The following is a 16,025-nucleotide window of genomic DNA, read 5'->3' on the forward strand; positions in this document are numbered from 1 at the left end:
AGTTTGGTTTTTATTTACCCTCCTGTGTTTCTGCAGGTATTTTTAAAAGCTTTGTAATAAATAACTGCCATTTGGTTAGGTTTTTATCAAATTCACTAACCCTTAACGCGTTAAGCGGTATCTTAATGTTAATATGCGCACCGTTATTATTTTCAATAGAGAGATGGCCGTTTAATTTTTCAATTCGTGACCGGATGTTTCCAAGCCCCATCCCGTTAGCGCTTCCTTTCGATATTTGGTTATCGGGGTTTATGCCTATACCATTATCATAAACAGAGATATAAAGCGCTTGCTCGTCTGTAAACATTTTTAGCCCTATAGTGGTTGCTTTTGAGTGTTTAATGGCGTTATGTACTATTTCCTTTACTAAAAGATAGACGGTCCTGCGGCTTTGTACTGTGATTTTCAGATCAGGGATATCATCAGGCATCTCAGAAACAAGTTTTATCTCAAGGTATTCAAATAACTGGTGTATCTGGGCGTAAATGTAATAGATCAGCATTTCCAGGTTATCGTTACCCACGTGGGTGCTCCAGATAACTTCACGTATTTTTGCCGATAATTCATTCACCTGGTTTTTTATCTGATCTATTTCCGGGCTTGCATTCCCGGCTTTGCTGGCCTTATTAGCTAACGATTGAATGGTAAATACCCCCGACCCAATATCGTCGTGCATTTCAGAACTTATCCGTTGCCTTTCGGCCAGGATTAGCTGTTGTTGGGTATCAAATGCCTTTTTCAATGCCATTCTTTTACGCAGCATAATTGCATAACCATATAAAATAATAAGCAAGAATAGCAGGGCTAACATTATTTTAAAAATTGTGCTGCCCCACCAGGGCCTGTCTATACTAAAACTATAGCTGATCATAGTATCTGCCACACCTAACCTTGGGTCAACGGCAATTGCTTTGAATGTATAGTTTCCGGGCATTAATGAAGAGAAATGGATGGTCCGTTCGCCGGGCTCGGTTGTTAACCAGGTGCTGTCTGTTTTAGTTGCCAGGCAATATTTTATGTAAATGTCCCTGGCTTTCAAATAGGCCGGTATGCCAATATTAAAAAGTACATTATTTTCCTCGTAAGCTAATTTGAGTTTGCTGTTTTTGGTTACTATTTTATTATTTACTTTAATATACAACAAGTAGTTTTTCAATCGTTTATCCCCGGCATTTTTTACAAGCGGGAAATTTTCCAATCCGGATGAAGTAGCTAAATATATCATTTGATTTGCGCCCTCAAGATCGAATACCTGCGATGCGCTGCGATCGGGGAACTCGTAGTTGTCAACTAAGACCTTTTGTTGCGTATTAAACAGTTGTAACGGCCCCGAGCCAAGTATCCATAAATTCTTATCAATAGGTTTGATCTTGAATATCGACTTTGAAAAAAGACCGTTTTGAACAGAAATGCGTTTTACGCTATCCTTTTCCACCACTAACATGCCATTACTAATAGTGCCGATATAAAGCCGGTTATTTAGGTAAACCAAGGAGGCAGCGTAAACCTGATCGTTATTAAACAAAAAAGGTTTCATGCCATTTTTGTCGATTTTAAATAAGCTGTTTTTAATGGACACAAACAGAGAAGCCTGGTTCGGAAAATAAGCAATTGTACGGCATCGTAACCTCAGGTAAAAATAATTGTCAATTGCGCTGTATTTAAATACGTGGCCAAAAGCGTTCATGATCTGCTGATTAACCCGGTCAGATCTTTCGTGCGGTATCACAAACAGCCCACTTGTTGATGCTATGTAAATTGCTTTTTCATCATAGCATAGCTGCTTCACTGTTTTAATGTTAACTAACTCTGTAACCTTTTTGGTAGGTATATTTATTTTATAGGTAGCAACCGAGGACGCTAAGATATATTCATCAGCATTTATAGCAGCAATGTAATTTATTGATCCCGCGGTAGGCGATACTTTAATTTTAAAAACGGTGTTTTTTGAAACGGGGTCATAAAGGATAAGGAAGCCTTTTTGGGTGCCAACTAATAGCTTGTCTTTATAGTTTCTGATACTTATGACCAGGTCGCCATTATCTAACTCTGGGATTATTGTTTTACCGGCTATGTCTTTTTTGTATTGTATTAACAGGCCATAATATAAACTGCTAAACCAGGTATTACCCTCAAGGTCATTTACTATGGCCGATAAATTATACCCTTGTACTTTTTCGCCGGTTTTTAACGAGTAGCTACAATCGTTAGTGTTTATCCATTGGTTATTTGGAGTGATGGAGATAGTATTGATGAATCTGCCAAACGCTATTTGATCAACTTGCTTTAGGGTGTCGTTTAGCACCATCAGTTTCTTAACTATACCCGCAGGATTAACCATCATGTAAACGGTATCACGGTAAGTATTTTTAGTCAGCAGGTAAACATTACCGTTAATTTCCTCGTCTCCGGCATAAGATAGTTTTTTTAGGCCTGCTGCTTCGTTATAGCAATACCAGACTTTATCGCCATGAACCAATACCTGATTTTTTAACACGGCCAGGCTCGATGTATAAGTATTATTGCTTATGTATGTTCCGGTTAAATTTTTGGTATTTAGCACAAAAAGGCCTTTGTCTGATGTGGCCAAAAGCTGGTCGTGAAACAGTACCATCCGGGGGAAATTGCGCTCGTTGTTAAACTTATAACTCTCAAGTAGCGTAACGGTCTCATGTTCGATATAAAAGATCTGCCCGTTAAAGTTATTGAACCATATACGGCCGTAGTTGTCCTCCAGCAAATTGGTGCACCCTAAAGAAATTTGCCGCGGATTGCTAAAATGAACGCAGTTGATCCCATCGTAACGGGCCACGCCAAGGTCGCTGGCTATCCATAAAAAGCCATGTTTGTCTACATGCAGGTCGTATATCTCTTTAGTTGGAAATTCAAACGCTTGTTTTATTGGATTGTCCTGGGCTTTTAGGTTTGCACAAACAAAAAGTAGAAGGAGAGTGAGAGCCAGGTTAATCTTAAGTAAAAACAACTTGTACATGCGCTAAGGTAATTCACAGTAAATGTATCTATTTTTATAAAACAATACATCTAAAATTGTTAACCTTCCTTACGATGGTACGATAACATAGTGGGGGTTGCTCAACCCGTATATAATAAAGCAAAAAGCCCACAGAAATAAATCTGAGGGCTTTTAGTGGAGCCGGAGGGATTCGAACCCTCGTCCAAACATGGTATAAGGTAAGCTTTCTACATACTTAGCTTCTGTTTAATTGTCGGGATAGCAGAAGGCCAGTCGCTTGCCTGTACTGTTATCCTTAGGTGTTTTATCTCGCCTGTTTATAACACCGTCAACAAGCCAGTTTCAATTTTCGATGCCCCGGTTGCCGATCCATTGAAACGCAAAACCGGCGGGACAAAAGCTATGCTAATTCTAAATTAGGCAGCTAAGGCGTAGTTATTTTCGCCATTTGTAGTTTTGAGCGTTCAGATTTATGCGCTAATTCACCCAACGCGCAGTATGCTTACTTACTTATCTCCATCCTGTCAATTCCGGTCGACCCCATTGTTGAGTTCTGAGCCTTGAGTTTTAAGTTCAGAGTTAAGTTTACAAATATACAAAATTTGTACCGGTTTTTGAAGGTCATTTAAATGGCTGTTTCCCCCTCAACAGGCGGCGACCAGCCCGGCAGGCAGCCAAATCATGGTTTACATGGTTTACAAAATCAGGGTTTATTTTGAATTAAAATATTGAATATAAGATATTTAAGTAAAAATCGTGTAAACCATAATTTGCTATTGCATTTTGCTAAAAATATTAGTATATTTGTGCGTTAACCTAAATCAATTCGTATGGAAACTACCACCAAACCCCAAAAAACTGGCGGGGTGGGCTTAATAGCCGCCGACCAAAAAATTGAAAACCTTTTAAAACAACCAACCATCAGCCGGGACGATCTTGAACCCTTTAATAGCCTGGAGCGCAAACGCCTGGCTGAAACCTGCACCGCTATGCTGGCAAAGCTAAAGGATACCGAACGGGACGACTTTTTTGCTAAAATAGACGCTGTTATTACCCCCTTTACCAAAAGCGATATCTGGTACTATAACCACGCGGCTATCACCGATGCTATCTCGGCGCTGATGCTGCAGTATGGTACCATGCCCGGCAGAAAGGAAATAGCCGAGAAAACCGGCCTGAGCCGCCAAACCATTAATAAACATTTAAAGGAATACCACCGCCAGCCACAATTCGCCGCAGGCATGGAGCAATTTAGCTTTATGGCCCCCAGCGTGCTGACCAGCGTTTTTAAGAGCGCCCTTAAAGGCGATACCAAAGCCGCCAGGCTTTACCTGGAAATAACCGGCGCCGTAAATAAAAGCCGCGCCAACACCGTAATAAACGAGCAGAACAACTACATACAAATAAACAATACCATTTTAAGCCAGGAAAACCTGAACCAGCTAACTGCCGAGCAGTTGAACCAGATTGAAAGTATTGTGCTGGATAGGAGGTGAGGCTCTATATCAAGTTGGACGAGGGTTCGAATCCCTCCGGCTTCTTTTGCCAAGGGCGCTAATACTTAGCTTTGTATTCGTCAATTTCAAAATGAAAATTGCGTAGATTTATATTGAGAAGTTTAATGATTAAGCAATAAAAACTAAATTTATGACTGATGAGGAATGTAGGGAACTTGGCATTATGACCGACCAAGAGCTCAGAGATATGGATCTGAGGTTTGAAAGAATGGAAGAAAGCGGGATTGCTGACACCCAAAAGTATTTTGATAGGATGCATGATAAATTGTTCAGTTTAAACAACTTGTTAATCGCCGCGTACTTTGCATTAATCGCTTTCAGAAAAGATGTTCCGAGTTGGAGTTTAGTGATACCTACACTTAATTGTGTTTTGCTCCTGTATGTTGATTATCGTATGTTATTAAGGGCGCGGCTTCAAGCCAATATAACTAAGGTTAGTGGACGTGTACGAGAAAAGTATGGTTCTATTCAGACAGGAACAAATTTATATTCGCTATTATCCATTTACTCGACTTTAGCAGTTTTGTTATTTTTTGGATATTTTTTGTTATGGAATCGTTAAACCCCAAGCCGAATCCATATGCTGGCGAACATGTGCAGCATACGCAAGTATATGGGGCTTTGTATAAATAATAAGGTTATCTTCACGCAATTGGAAATATTCCAACGTCATCGATTATGCCGATTGTAAAGGATTGGCTAATATCGAATTGCTGTAAATTCAGGACACACGCGGCAACGCGTGCGCCAGCATGAAGGAATTTTTTATATTTGAAAAAACTTAAACCATGACTCCATTAAAAGCATTTTTAGAAACAGAGATTTCTGGAACCTTTGATTATCTACAAGCAAGCAAAATCACAGAAATAGTAAATTTAGCATGTAACGAAAGAACCACGTCAGATTTAGATTTTCTGAAGAGAGCAAAATCCGAAATTGAGAAGTATCTTTTAGAAACCGCAAGAGACAGTTTAAAATCAATGAATGAAAAGCTTGGGTATAATGATTACTCAGAAATCGAGGGCTTAAAGGTAAATATCGAATGTAAACCTTTATATGGTAATCCCCCTGTTCCTGAATTTCATGGCAACTATAAATTTTATGCCAAAAGTGTAGAAATTGGTGTGTTACAGTTTTTTGAGAATCAGACTATTGCGTATCATACCGAAGAGCAACCACAAGTAAGGTTCTGTAAATTAGATAAAACAGTAACATGCTATATTATTAAAAATTTTTGGGATTCAGAAGGCTAAGTGCAACATTAAATTCATGGATTTAATTTAAATTTATTATGGCTGATATTGAAAAGATACTCGATAATTTAAATGTCCCTAAACAAATTATCGATAAAAGTGAACAATTATTAAAAACGTTGTTCGGGCAGTCCTTTGATGAAATCGGAGGTATAATTGCTGATCAGGTCAAATTAAGAAGATTTAAAAATCAAATAAAGATATTTAGTAAAGCACAAGAGATTTTAAGAGAAAATAATATTGATCCCAAAAAAGTTTCATTAAAAGTTTTAGCACCACTAATTGAAATGAGTTCTTATGAGGAGGATGAAACTTTACAAGATAGGTGGTCGAAGCTTGTTGCTCATGTATTGTCTGAAAAAGAAGATATACTTTTTCATCAAAATTGTATTTCGGTTCTTAATAAAATCTCATCAGAAGAAGCTTTATTATTAGATGAACTATTTGAAGAACTTCAGCAAAAACGAATTCAGGAATACGAGATTAAACTGAAGCAATATAAAGAGATGGAACAAATATTTCCTGACAATAACCCTAATGCATATCCCCAAAAACCTGCTGATTATCCTGTAACAAGCTTCGAATTTAATCTTTCGAAATATGCCGAAAGAAACGGATTGGATGAAAAAGACCTCTATTTCAAAATTTCTAATCTCATCTCGTTAGGATTACTGAAATGGGAAACTGATGTGCATGTAGAAGCGAGCAAATATGATGAAGATCCAGCCGATACCGATATCGACGTAAACGTCTATGTTTACAATGATGAAGCATTTGTTTTTACAGCTATTGGTGAAAGGTTCATAAAATTAGTGAAATAGTAAAAGTTGTTTAAAAATTTGCTCATACTAGCACGCGTACCGCGTGTGCCATACAAACCTTATTGCTTATAAAACTTGATATGGAAAGAGTTTCCCTTACTCAGTTCAAAACCAAGGAAACGACCATTCGGCCCGGTGATGGGCTGGAGATAACTAAATGTTTCATCGCCTGTTAGTAACTGGCCTTTGCGGAAAAATTCAACTTTTGACGAGGCCCGGTGTAGTGCCGAGAAATAAAGCTCGCCGTTTTTCTGTGTTAACTGAAAGCTATAGTCAAGTTCGGGTGAGGTATAGGTACCGGCATATTTACTCACCAATTTAGGGCTCGGGGCAACCGGTATCAGTTTCTCCAGCAGCATGGGCTTATCCAACACCGGGCTATACAAAGCGGCATGCGTATCATCTGTAAACACATACTTCACCGCGGGGTTATTTAGTAAAGAATAATGATTGGCAGAATCCTTAGCCAGCATTAATTGCTCATCTATCCAAAGCTTATTCCGGATGAGCGACAGGCGCACATGGTAGCCATTTTCTGCATAATAGCTGCCGGTCAATTGTTCGGCCTCTGCTTTGTTTGTTACCAATGCTAAACTGGAGTCGCGCCGTGCAGGGCGGGAGGTAGCCGGTGCTTTTTTATTGGGGATGAATAAGGCGGCCAGTTGATCGAGCCTGCCAACTACATCAGACTCGCCGGAGTTGCCAAAGATAAGGAAGGCCATTTTTTGATCTGGGTAAACCGCAATAACAGTGCGGTAGCCGGCCAGTCCGCCGTTATGATAATATTGCCGCTGGTCTAACGATTCTTCATTACTAATGCCATACCCATATTTAATGCGCTGGCCGTTATTCAGCATGCCGCGCTCGGTCATTAGTTTTATCACCTGCTGATTGGTTGGGCTGTAATAATTGGCCGCCCATTTGGCCATATCGGGTATATTGGTAAACAAGCCACCATCGCCCATGGTGTATACATTTTGTAAACTGTTACTAAATTCCCTTTTGTTATTGGGCGAGTAAGACAAGGCCCTGTTAACTATCACATCATCGGGGTTGTCAACAAAACGGCTATGCAGCATACCCAGCGGCTTAAATATTTGTTGGTCAACAAAATCTTTAAAGGGCTGCCCGGTTACAGCTTTCACAATCGTCGCCAGCAGTACGTAGTTGGAATTGGAATAGGTGTATTTTTCGCCGGGTACAAAATTTAACGACCGTTGCTTTCTCAATATTTCTAATGCCACGTCGTCGGTCAGCATTCCTGACACGGGCAAGCCAATAATTTCCGATAAGTTGATATCGTCCCTGATACCGCTGGTATGGTTTAACAGTTGTTGAACGGTAACCTTAGCGCCCAGGTCACCCATCCAGGGCAAATAGGTGTGAATATCGGCTGCAGGGTCGATTTTACCTTGCTGCACCAGTAACGCAATAGCGTAGCCGGTAAACTGTTTGGATACTGAACACATGTAATAAATGCTCCCGGGCGTATTAGGAATTTGCAACTCCACATTAGCTAATCCGAAGCCCTTGGCGTAGATCAATGAATCGTTACGAATAATACCGACCGTACAGCCTGGTTTAGCAGGGTTAGACCATTTTTTAAACAGGGCGTCAACCTTTTTTTGGATAGAATCCGGTAACGATTGTCCTGAGCTTGTGCTAAAAGCAACAACCCATAAAAATAATAGTAAGGCAGTTTTATTCATCCCTAAATGACGTGGAGATTTTTAAAATGTGACACTTACCTACAACGCCTGAAAACCCGTAAGCTGGAAATGTATTAGAAAGGTAATCACATTTTTAAATTCCAGGCTCTGCGGATACTAACATCATTAAGATACGAGCAAATCTGCATCAAAAAGAAGAGCAAAAATGAAAATATTGCGTAATTAACACTGTAAAAAGCCGTTATAAATATTTCTATCATGTTTTTTGCTTAATAAAATTGGAAAAAATGGAAACATACAAGCTTGAAAAAGACATTAAAATCTTTTATGTAATAGCCGAATCTTTTCCAGAGGGTATTCAAGAAGCCCATGACAGACTTCATGCAATGGTGCCTTTTTCAGAAAAAAGAAAATATTTCGGCGTTTCCAGACCTGAAAACAAAGTGATCATATATCGGGCTGGCACTGAAGAAACATACGCTGGTGAGGCTGAAAAATATAAATGTGATACGCTAACTATTAAAAGAGGTGATTATGTTTCGGCTGTTGTAAGGGATTTTAGGAAAGATAAAACAAGCATCAGCAAAACCTTTGATGAACTGCTTAAACAACCCAATCTTGACCCTGAAGGATATTGTGTGGAATGGTATGCTAATGACAAAGAAGAAGTGAGATGTATGATAAGGCTTAGCCAATAATTTATCATATGCTTAAGGAGGAATATTTATGCAGGCTTTTTTGAGACCGTTTGCAGGAATTATTGGTATAGCTGCATATCTCCTTCTTATTGCCGGAATAATGAAATCAAAAGTCAGGCAAAGTTTTGTAGCATTTTTGTTATGGGCAATGCTTGATACCATAGCAACGATAACAACTATACTTAAGGAAGGGAATTATTGGCTTTCATTATCTAATGCGTTGGGCGCGGCTATCATTGCAATTTTACTTGCGCTAAAAAAACAAGTTTCATGGACTTGGGTTGAAACAACAACAGCAATTCTCGTGATTATTTGCCTGAATGTTTGGTATTTCACCGGTGCAAAAGAAGGAATAATTGCGAGTAGTTTGGCAATGGTCATTGCAGGTATTCCACAAGTGCTTGATACTTACAAAAACCCGGGTGAAACACCTACCATTGTATATATCATATTTTTAGGTGCAAATATTTTATCGTTTATTGCTGGGAAAGAATGGACGATTGAAGAGCGGTTCTATTCAGGATGTGCTATACTGCTTTGCGCTGTTATTGTGTGGTTTTCACTAAAAAATATTTTTAAATTAAATAGATCCAGCCCCTGAGCCTGGCACAAATACATCACGCGCATACTTGCCCTTCGTGCTGGCGCACGCGTGACGCGCGTGTTATACCCTCACACTCAATCACCTCATACAGAAATACAACACAACAACCGCCAATACTTGTATGCCAACTACAGCTACAAGCCTTGCAATACCTTTTATGGAGAGCGGGGTGAGCAGGTAGGCCGCGGTGGATACAGCATATATCCCAAGCGCAAATACCATTACTATTAAAAGGTTCTGGCCTTCAGGGTCATTAAACAAAAAGAACAACATTCGGGTGCAAACAAGGGCGGTAGCTGCCAGTAGCGTTAACGAGATCGCTTTCGACTTGAAATATAAATTCGCGGCGTTAGTTTCCATATTTATTAATTAAAGGTGAATAGAATGAATGATGAAACAAAGATATATAAAAGTACTTTGTATTTCAAAGTAATAATTGAATAAACTTTTATAGCGCTGAAACAAAAAAGCCGCCAAACAGGCGGCTTTTGTATTAAATCAAAAATCTTGAGACGCTATTAATTGCCCGCTGCCAATTGCTCAGTAACAATCGTCCTTCCCGGGTAAACTTTAAGGGCTTCCTCAAGGCAGGCCATGGCGTTTTGCAGGTCGGTGGTATTTAGCACGTAGGCCATGCGCACTTCGTTGCTGCCCGCGCCTTTGGTGCTGTAAAAGCCGGTGGCAGGGGCCATCATCACGGTTTGGTTATCATGACTGAAACTTTCCAGCATCCACTGGCAAAACTTATCAGCATTATCAATCGGTAGTTTAGCTACCACGTAGAACGCGCCGCCGGGGTTAGGGCAAAACACGCCGTCCATTTTGTTAAGGGCGCTCACCAGTATATCGCGGCGGTGGGTATATTCGGTATTTACGGCTTCAAAATAACTGTCCGGTGTATCAACAGCAGCCTCGCCGGCAATCTGCTCTACCATACCCGGGCTTAACCGTGCCTGGGCAAATTTCAACCCGGCGGCAATCACCGCTTTGTTTTTGGTGATCATACAGCCCAAACGCGCGCCGCAGGCACTGTAACGCTTGCTCACGGTATCCATCACAATTACGTTATCATCAATCCCCTCCAGGTGCATTGGCGAAATAAACTCGCGGCCATCATAGCAAAATTCGCGGTAAGCCTCATCGCTGAAGATGTACAGGTCGTATTTCAGGGCCAGTTCTTTCAGGGCGTTAAGCTCATCGGCACTATATAAATAACCGGTCGGGTTATTAGGGTTGCAAATGATGATCGCCTTGGTTTTATCTGTGATCAGCTTCTCAAACTCGCTGATAGGGGGCAGGGCAAAGCCGTTATCAATGTACGATAGTATGGGTTTCACCACAATATCGCTCTCGCAGGCAAAGCCGTTGTAGTTGGCGTAAAAAGGCTCGGGGATAATTACCTCGTCGCCGGGGTCAAGGCAGGCCATCATGGCAATGGTGATAGCTTCCGAGCCGCCTACAGTCACAATAATATTTTCGGGACTGATGTTGTAGCCCAGCTTATTATAATAATTAACCAGCTTTTTACGGTACGATAAAGTACCTTCAGATGGGGTATAGGCCCACACCTTAAAGTCGATGTTCTTTATCGCGTTCAGCATACCATCGGGTGTAGCAATATCCGGCTGACCGATGTTGAGGTGATATACTTTTTTACCGTCCAGTTTGGCTTTATCGGCAAACGGGGTTAATTTACGTATAGGCGAAGCGGGCATATGCTGGCCCTTTGATGATATTTTTGGCATGGTGCAAAATTAATAAAAAAACACGGCACAGGTTATAAACAAAAAAGGCACCCCGCAAAGGATGCCTGTAATATTTTTGTATAAGAACAATTACTTGCTTGATGTAGCTGCCGGGGCCGCTACCACTTCGCCAACTATATTAATAATTTTAGTTGGGGTAGCCGCGTTTGATGTAATAGTTATCGGCTTGTTGAACGGTGCAATTACAGCAGCGTTATAAGTGATCTTGATAGAACCTTTTTCGCCCTTTTTTACCGGGGTTTTTGTAAACTCGGCAATGGTACAACCGCAGCTTGGCTGCACGTTAGCTAAAATTAAAGGCTGTTCGCCAACGTTTGTAAACTCGAAAATAGTGGTAACAGGTTTACCCTGAGGTATTTTACCAAAGTCGTGTTTTTCTTCATTAAACTTAAACTCAGGTTTTTGATTGTCCTGTGCAGAAGCAGCAAATGTAAAGCCTAACACTACTGCGCATAATATGATCAACTTTTTCATGTTTGTTTTGTATATATACAAATATATAGATTTATTTTTAAGCAAAAAGTTTATTTAACCTAACTATTTTATTCGGGCGGATTTTATGCGTTTTACAAAATAGAATTTCATAATTTTACCGCCCTAACAGAATATTATATGCCTGAAACCGTAATGAATGCTACCAGCAGGTTTGACGCATCTGAACTGAGTTTTGAAGATTTCAGAAAGATCGTAATTAATGATTATCGTATTGGATATGAGAGCCGCCAGGCAAGTATACTGGGCAGGCGCGAAGTGCTGACTGGTAAGGCGAAATTCGGCATTTTTGGCGACGGTAAGGAAGTGGCCCAACTGGCTATGGCCAAGGCTTTTAAGGCTGGTGACTGGCGGGCAGGGTATTACCGCGACCAGACATTTATGTTTGCTACGGGCATGAGCAACCTAAAGGAGTTTTTTGCCCAGTTGTACGCCAATCCGGATATTGAAAAAGACCCGGCATCGGCAGGGCGACAAATGAATTGCCACTATGCTACACGCTTTATTGATGCTAACGGCAATTGGGTAAACCAGGCCGAAACCATGAACTGCTCGGCCGATATCTCTACCACCGGCGGGCATATGCCGCGTTTGTTAGGATTAGCCTATGCGTCTAAACTATATCGTCAGAATAAAGAGCTGGCTTATCTTAAAAATTTCTCGGTTAACGGGAACGAGGTGGCTTTCGGTACCATTGGTAACGGCGCTACATCCGAGGGCTTGTTTTTCGAGGCATTGAATGCAGCGGGCGTATTACAGGTGCCCATGGCTATTTCCATTTGGGATGATGCTTACGCAATATCTGTTCCGGCAAGTTTACAAACCACTAAAGAAGATATCTCTGAAATACTGAAAGGTTTCCAGCGCGAAGAGGGCACCAACGGCTACGAAATATTTAAAGTGCGCGGCTGGGATTACCCGGCATTGTGCGATACCTATGCCGCTGCTATTGAAGTTTGCCGTGCCGAACACGTGCCGGTACTGATACACGTGGTAGAAATGACACAGCCGCAGGGGCACTCTACCTCTGGATCGCACGAGCGGTATAAATCGAAAGACCGCCTGGCGTGGGAGATCGATCATGATTGTTTGCTGCAAATGCGCAAATGGATGATCAGTACTGCTATTAGTAATGACGAGGAGATGGACGAGATAGAGGCTACAGCCAAAAGGACCGTCCGCGATGCCCAGCGCGAAGCCTGGAACGAGTTGGCAGGCGAGATCAAGACCGAGCTTAGCGAAGTAGCCACATTAATTAATGCCTTGGCGGGCGAATCGGCCAAAAGCCATAAGATACAGGAGGTTGCCTCGGTATTGGAGCGTGCGATCGACCCGGGCCGGGCAGATGTAATTTCTGCCGCGCGTAAAGCTATCCGTTTAGCACTGGCCGAAGATGGTAGCGCCAAGCAAAATCTGAAAAATTGGTTAAACAATCAAAAACCGCTTAACGACGAGCGTTTTAACTCAAAATTATTCACCGAAACTTATATGTCGCCTTTACATGTGCCGGTGGTGCCTGTAAATTACGACCAGGAGCCCCGGATGCTGGATGGCCGCGAATTATTGAATGCTTGCTTCGATGCCAATTTTGAGCGCGATAAAAGTATAGTTGCCTTTGGCGAAGATGTTGGGGCGATAGGCGATGTTAACCAGGGTTTTGCGGGCTTACAGGCTAAATATGGCGACCTGCGTATTACCGATACGGGTATTAGGGAAGCTACTATTATAGGGCAGGGTTTAGGCTTAGCCATGCGCGGTTTAAGGCCAATTGCCGAAATACAATATTTAGATTACCTGTTATATGCCATTACGGTTTTAAGTGATGATTTAGCCAGCTTAAGCTACCGCACACGCGGCGGACAAAAAGCGCCATTAATTATCCGCACCCGTGGCCACCGTTTGGAAGGGATCTGGCATTCGGGTTCGCCGCTTGGTACGATATTAAATACCTTGCGCGGCCTGCATATTTGTGTGCCCCGTAACATGACCCAGGCCGCCGGTATGTATAATACCCTGCTGCGCGGCGATGAGCCTGCCATAGTAGTTGAAAACCTGAATGGTTATCGCCTTAAGGAAAAACTACCGGCCAACCCGGGCGAATATACCGTGCCGTTGGGCGTAGCCGAAGTAATAAGGGAAGGTTATGATATGACCGTGGTTTCCTACGGCTCAACGCTGCGTATTGTAATGGAGGCTGCCGAAGAACTGGAAAAAATGGGGGTAAACATTGAAGTAATAGACCCGCAAACCCTGTATCCATTTGATACTACCAGGGTTTGTAATGCATCTTTGCGCAAAACCAGTAAGCTTTTAATTGTAGATGAGGATATCCCGGGTGGAAGCTCGGCCTATATGCTGCAACAGATACTGGAAAACCAGCAAGGGTATTACTTATTGGATGCACAGCCTAAAACACTTTGCGGTAAAGAACATCGCCCGCCATATGGATCTGATGGGGATTACTTCAGCAAACCATCGTTAGATGATATTGTAGAAACCATTTACAATATGATGAGCGAGGCTAACCCGGTTAAATATCCGGCAATTTATTAATTAGTTCATGGTTTATAGATGATGGTTCATGGCAGATGTGCCCAAACTATTACTATGGACTATGAACCATCAACTATGAACAAATCTAAAAATGGACAATAATAATTTTTCTATCGTTTCAAATACAATTAAAAACCGCCGTAGCATTAAACCTGCTATGATGAACGGTAACAAAATCCCTAACGGCCATGTAGCGGCTTTATTAGAACTGGCCGACTGGGCCCCTAATCACGGCAATACGCAGCCCTGGCAGTTTATAGTATATGCAGACCCGGCTAAGTTTTGCCAGCAGCATGCCGACCTGTATCAGAAAAATACCGCTGCCGAGGCATTCAACCCAACTACTTTTAATAATTTAACCCACATGGGCGACAATGTATCGCACATTGTTATCGCAGTAATGAAACGCGGCGACCTGCCTAAAATACCTCCGTTCGAAGAAATTGCAGCAGCGTCGGCAGCGGTACAGAACTTGCTGATAGGCGCCACGGCGTTAAACATAGCATCGTTTTGGAGCACGGGAGGAATGACCTTACGTCCTGAATTTAAAGAGTTTCTGAACTTAGGCGATGACGATAACGTTTTAGGTATTTTGTACCTGGGCTATGCTAATGAACACCCTGAAGGCAAACGTAAAGTGCCTGTGGAAGAGAAGGTGAAATGGATGGATTGAATTGTTAACCAAAAGTCAATTTAATTTCGTTTAAGCGCAAAAATACTCCAGTAGTTTGGTAGTATATAAATATTGCGTATCTTTGTTTCACTAATTATAATAAACCTTTTTACTGTATTGATTAACCACTTTACAAAGTAAAATATGAGAAAACACTTTTTATGGACAATCTGCGCTCTGCTGGGGCTATCAGTATCAATTATTAGCCTTGGTTTCGCAAATGTTGCAAAAAGCGACAGTACATTAAGAAACACTTCAGAAAGAAAAGCACCAAATTCATCGGCTAAAGTATTATTCTTCCATTATGTGGATGATATATACGAATCTGCAAGCCTTGCACAGGCCGGACTGGATTCAGCTGTATTCCAAAAAGCGGTTGTTGGTTATTATAACTTAAAAATAGCTAACAAACTACCTGCTAACAGCAGCATATTAACGGTTGTTGATTTTAACAGGCCAAGCACAACTAAACGTATGTGGATCATCGATCTGCAAAACAGGAAATTGTTATTAAACACCTGGGTAGCGCATGGACAAGGTAGCGGCAATAATATGGCTAACGCTTTTTCAAACAGTGAAGAATCGCACCAAAGCAGTTTAGGATTTTATATTACAGATGATATATATATCGGTAAGCATGGTCGTTCGTTGCATTTAGATGGCTTAGATAAAGGCTTTAATGATAGGGCCCGCGAACGTTCAATTGTATTGCACGGCGCTGAATATGTGAACAAAAACACGATTGACCAGTTAGGCCGTTTAGGCCGTAGCTTTGGTTGCCCGGCAGTATCAACAGAAGTTGTTGACCAGGTAATAGATACCATAAAAAACAAAAACGTTTTGTTTATTGCAGGTAACGATAGCAACTATACCTCTAAATATTTAGACGAAGATAATGCCGCTAAATTTGCTTTTGCAGATAGTAGCTTTAATTTGGCAAAGGATGCATTTACTGCAAACTAACCAAGTATAAAAACTTAATAAAAAGCCCGTTAATATTATAT

The 16,025-nt window shown here is 41.3% G+C and carries 14 protein-coding genes and 1 other RNA gene; 9 read left to right on the plus strand and 6 right to left on the minus strand.

Features of this window, described 5'->3' with window-relative positions:
• Positions 1–10 precede the first annotated feature (10 nt).
• Both IRJ18_RS07680 and ssrA read right to left on the minus strand, forming a co-directional pair.
• Positions 11–2,992, minus strand: coding sequence for a sensor histidine kinase (locus IRJ18_RS07680; protein ID WP_194105606.1), 2,982 nt, complete (start codon positions 2,990–2,992; stop codon positions 11–13).
• Positions 2,993–3,146: 154 nt separating this feature from the next.
• Positions 3,147–3,516: a transfer-messenger RNA gene (gene ssrA / locus IRJ18_RS07685) on the minus strand.
• Positions 3,517–3,804: 288 nt separating this feature from the next.
• Here ssrA and IRJ18_RS07690 point away from each other — a divergent pair.
• The 4 genes from IRJ18_RS07690 to IRJ18_RS07705 all read left to right on the plus strand — a co-directional run bounded on the left by IRJ18_RS07690 (position 3,805) and on the right by IRJ18_RS07705 (position 6,565).
• Complete coding sequence (locus IRJ18_RS07690; protein ID WP_194105607.1) at positions 3,805–4,470, plus strand: helix-turn-helix domain-containing protein; 666 nt, start codon at positions 3,805–3,807, stop codon at positions 4,468–4,470.
• 151 nt (positions 4,471–4,621) lie between these two features.
• Positions 4,622–5,053, plus strand: a complete 432-nt coding sequence (locus IRJ18_RS07695) for a hypothetical protein (RefSeq protein ID WP_194105608.1) — start codon at positions 4,622–4,624, stop codon at positions 5,051–5,053.
• 226 nt (positions 5,054–5,279) lie between these two features.
• Complete coding sequence (locus IRJ18_RS07700; protein WP_194105609.1) at positions 5,280–5,744, plus strand: hypothetical protein; 465 nt, start codon at positions 5,280–5,282, stop codon at positions 5,742–5,744.
• A 38-nt stretch (positions 5,745–5,782) separates the two neighbouring features.
• Positions 5,783–6,565 (plus strand): Abi-alpha family protein, encoded by a 783-nt coding sequence (locus IRJ18_RS07705; RefSeq protein ID WP_194105610.1) that lies wholly within the window; start codon positions 5,783–5,785, stop codon positions 6,563–6,565.
• Between the two features lie 59 nt (positions 6,566–6,624).
• Here the strand turns inward: IRJ18_RS07705 and IRJ18_RS07710 are convergent, their stop codons facing one another.
• Positions 6,625–8,274 (minus strand): serine hydrolase domain-containing protein, encoded by a 1,650-nt coding sequence (locus tag IRJ18_RS07710; RefSeq protein WP_194105611.1) that lies wholly within the window; start codon positions 8,272–8,274, stop codon positions 6,625–6,627.
• Between the two features lie 248 nt (positions 8,275–8,522).
• Here IRJ18_RS07710 and IRJ18_RS07715 point away from each other — a divergent pair, with 248 nt between their 5' ends.
• A complete protein-coding gene (locus IRJ18_RS07715) occupies positions 8,523–8,933 on the plus strand; it encodes a transcriptional regulator (RefSeq protein ID WP_194105612.1) in 411 nt (136 codons plus the stop codon).
• A gap of 28 nt (positions 8,934–8,961) precedes the next feature.
• Positions 8,962–9,534 (plus strand): hypothetical protein, encoded by a 573-nt coding sequence (locus tag IRJ18_RS07720; protein ID WP_194105613.1) that lies wholly within the window; start codon positions 8,962–8,964, stop codon positions 9,532–9,534.
• Positions 9,535–9,615: 81 nt separating this feature from the next.
• Here IRJ18_RS07720 and IRJ18_RS07725 read toward each other — a convergent pair whose 3' ends face one another.
• The 3 genes from IRJ18_RS07725 to IRJ18_RS07735 form a co-directional block, all read right to left on the minus strand.
• Positions 9,616–9,897, minus strand: a complete 282-nt coding sequence (locus IRJ18_RS07725; protein WP_194105614.1) for a hypothetical protein — start codon at positions 9,895–9,897, stop codon at positions 9,616–9,618.
• Between the two features lie 158 nt (positions 9,898–10,055).
• Positions 10,056–11,282, minus strand: a complete 1,227-nt coding sequence (locus tag IRJ18_RS07730) for a pyridoxal phosphate-dependent aminotransferase (RefSeq protein WP_194105615.1) — start codon at positions 11,280–11,282, stop codon at positions 10,056–10,058.
• A 90-nt stretch (positions 11,283–11,372) separates the two neighbouring features.
• On the minus strand, positions 11,373–11,777 hold the full coding sequence (locus IRJ18_RS07735; RefSeq protein ID WP_194105616.1) for a DUF1573 domain-containing protein: 405 nt from the start codon (positions 11,775–11,777) through the stop codon (positions 11,373–11,375).
• A 138-nt stretch (positions 11,778–11,915) separates the two neighbouring features.
• Here IRJ18_RS07735 and IRJ18_RS07740 point away from each other — a divergent pair, with 138 nt between their 5' ends.
• The 3 genes from IRJ18_RS07740 to IRJ18_RS07750 all read left to right on the plus strand — a co-directional run bounded on the left by IRJ18_RS07740 (position 11,916) and on the right by IRJ18_RS07750 (position 15,984).
• Positions 11,916–14,348, plus strand: a complete 2,433-nt coding sequence (locus IRJ18_RS07740) for an alpha-ketoacid dehydrogenase subunit alpha/beta (protein WP_194105617.1) — start codon at positions 11,916–11,918, stop codon at positions 14,346–14,348.
• Positions 14,349–14,439: 91 nt separating this feature from the next.
• A complete protein-coding gene (locus tag IRJ18_RS07745) occupies positions 14,440–15,021 on the plus strand; it encodes a nitroreductase family protein (protein WP_194105618.1) in 582 nt (193 codons plus the stop codon).
• 144 nt (positions 15,022–15,165) lie between these two features.
• Positions 15,166–15,984, plus strand: a complete 819-nt coding sequence (locus IRJ18_RS07750; protein WP_194105619.1) for a murein L,D-transpeptidase catalytic domain family protein — start codon at positions 15,166–15,168, stop codon at positions 15,982–15,984.
• Positions 15,985–16,025 lie beyond the last annotated feature (41 nt).

Origin of the sequence: Mucilaginibacter boryungensis (genome assembly GCF_015221995.1) — a bacterium.
GTDB classification, from domain to species: Bacteria; Bacteroidota; Bacteroidia; order Sphingobacteriales; family Sphingobacteriaceae; genus Mucilaginibacter; species Mucilaginibacter boryungensis.

Bases quoted from the DNA above. Each gene is read 5' to 3' on its own strand.
- IRJ18_RS07740 (WP_194105617.1), top strand. From the start codon at position 11,916: ATGCCTGAAACCGTAATGAATGCTACCAGCAGGTTTGACGCATCTGAA.
- IRJ18_RS07745 (WP_194105618.1), top strand. From the start codon at position 14,440: ATGGACAATAATAATTTTTCTATCGTTTCAAATACAATTAAAAACCGC.
- IRJ18_RS07700 (WP_194105609.1), top strand. From the start codon at position 5,280: ATGACTCCATTAAAAGCATTTTTAGAAACAGAGATTTCTGGAACCTTT.
- IRJ18_RS07730 (WP_194105615.1), bottom strand. From the start codon at position 11,282: ATGCCAAAAATATCATCAAAGGGCCAGCATATGCCCGCTTCGCCTATA.
- IRJ18_RS07710 (WP_194105611.1), bottom strand. From the start codon at position 8,274: ATGAATAAAACTGCCTTACTATTATTTTTATGGGTTGTTGCTTTTAGC.
- IRJ18_RS07705 (WP_194105610.1), top strand. From the start codon at position 5,783: ATGGCTGATATTGAAAAGATACTCGATAATTTAAATGTCCCTAAACAA.
- IRJ18_RS07690 (WP_194105607.1), top strand. From the start codon at position 3,805: ATGGAAACTACCACCAAACCCCAAAAAACTGGCGGGGTGGGCTTAATA.
- IRJ18_RS07735 (WP_194105616.1), bottom strand. From the start codon at position 11,777: ATGAAAAAGTTGATCATATTATGCGCAGTAGTGTTAGGCTTTACATTT.
- IRJ18_RS07680 (WP_194105606.1), bottom strand. From the start codon at position 2,992: ATGTACAAGTTGTTTTTACTTAAGATTAACCTGGCTCTCACTCTCCTT.
- IRJ18_RS07750 (WP_194105619.1), top strand. From the start codon at position 15,166: ATGAGAAAACACTTTTTATGGACAATCTGCGCTCTGCTGGGGCTATCA.
- IRJ18_RS07725 (WP_194105614.1), bottom strand. From the start codon at position 9,897: ATGGAAACTAACGCCGCGAATTTATATTTCAAGTCGAAAGCGATCTCG.
- IRJ18_RS07715 (WP_194105612.1), top strand. From the start codon at position 8,523: ATGGAAACATACAAGCTTGAAAAAGACATTAAAATCTTTTATGTAATA.
- IRJ18_RS07695 (WP_194105608.1), top strand. From the start codon at position 4,622: ATGACTGATGAGGAATGTAGGGAACTTGGCATTATGACCGACCAAGAG.
- IRJ18_RS07720 (WP_194105613.1), top strand. From the start codon at position 8,962: ATGCAGGCTTTTTTGAGACCGTTTGCAGGAATTATTGGTATAGCTGCA.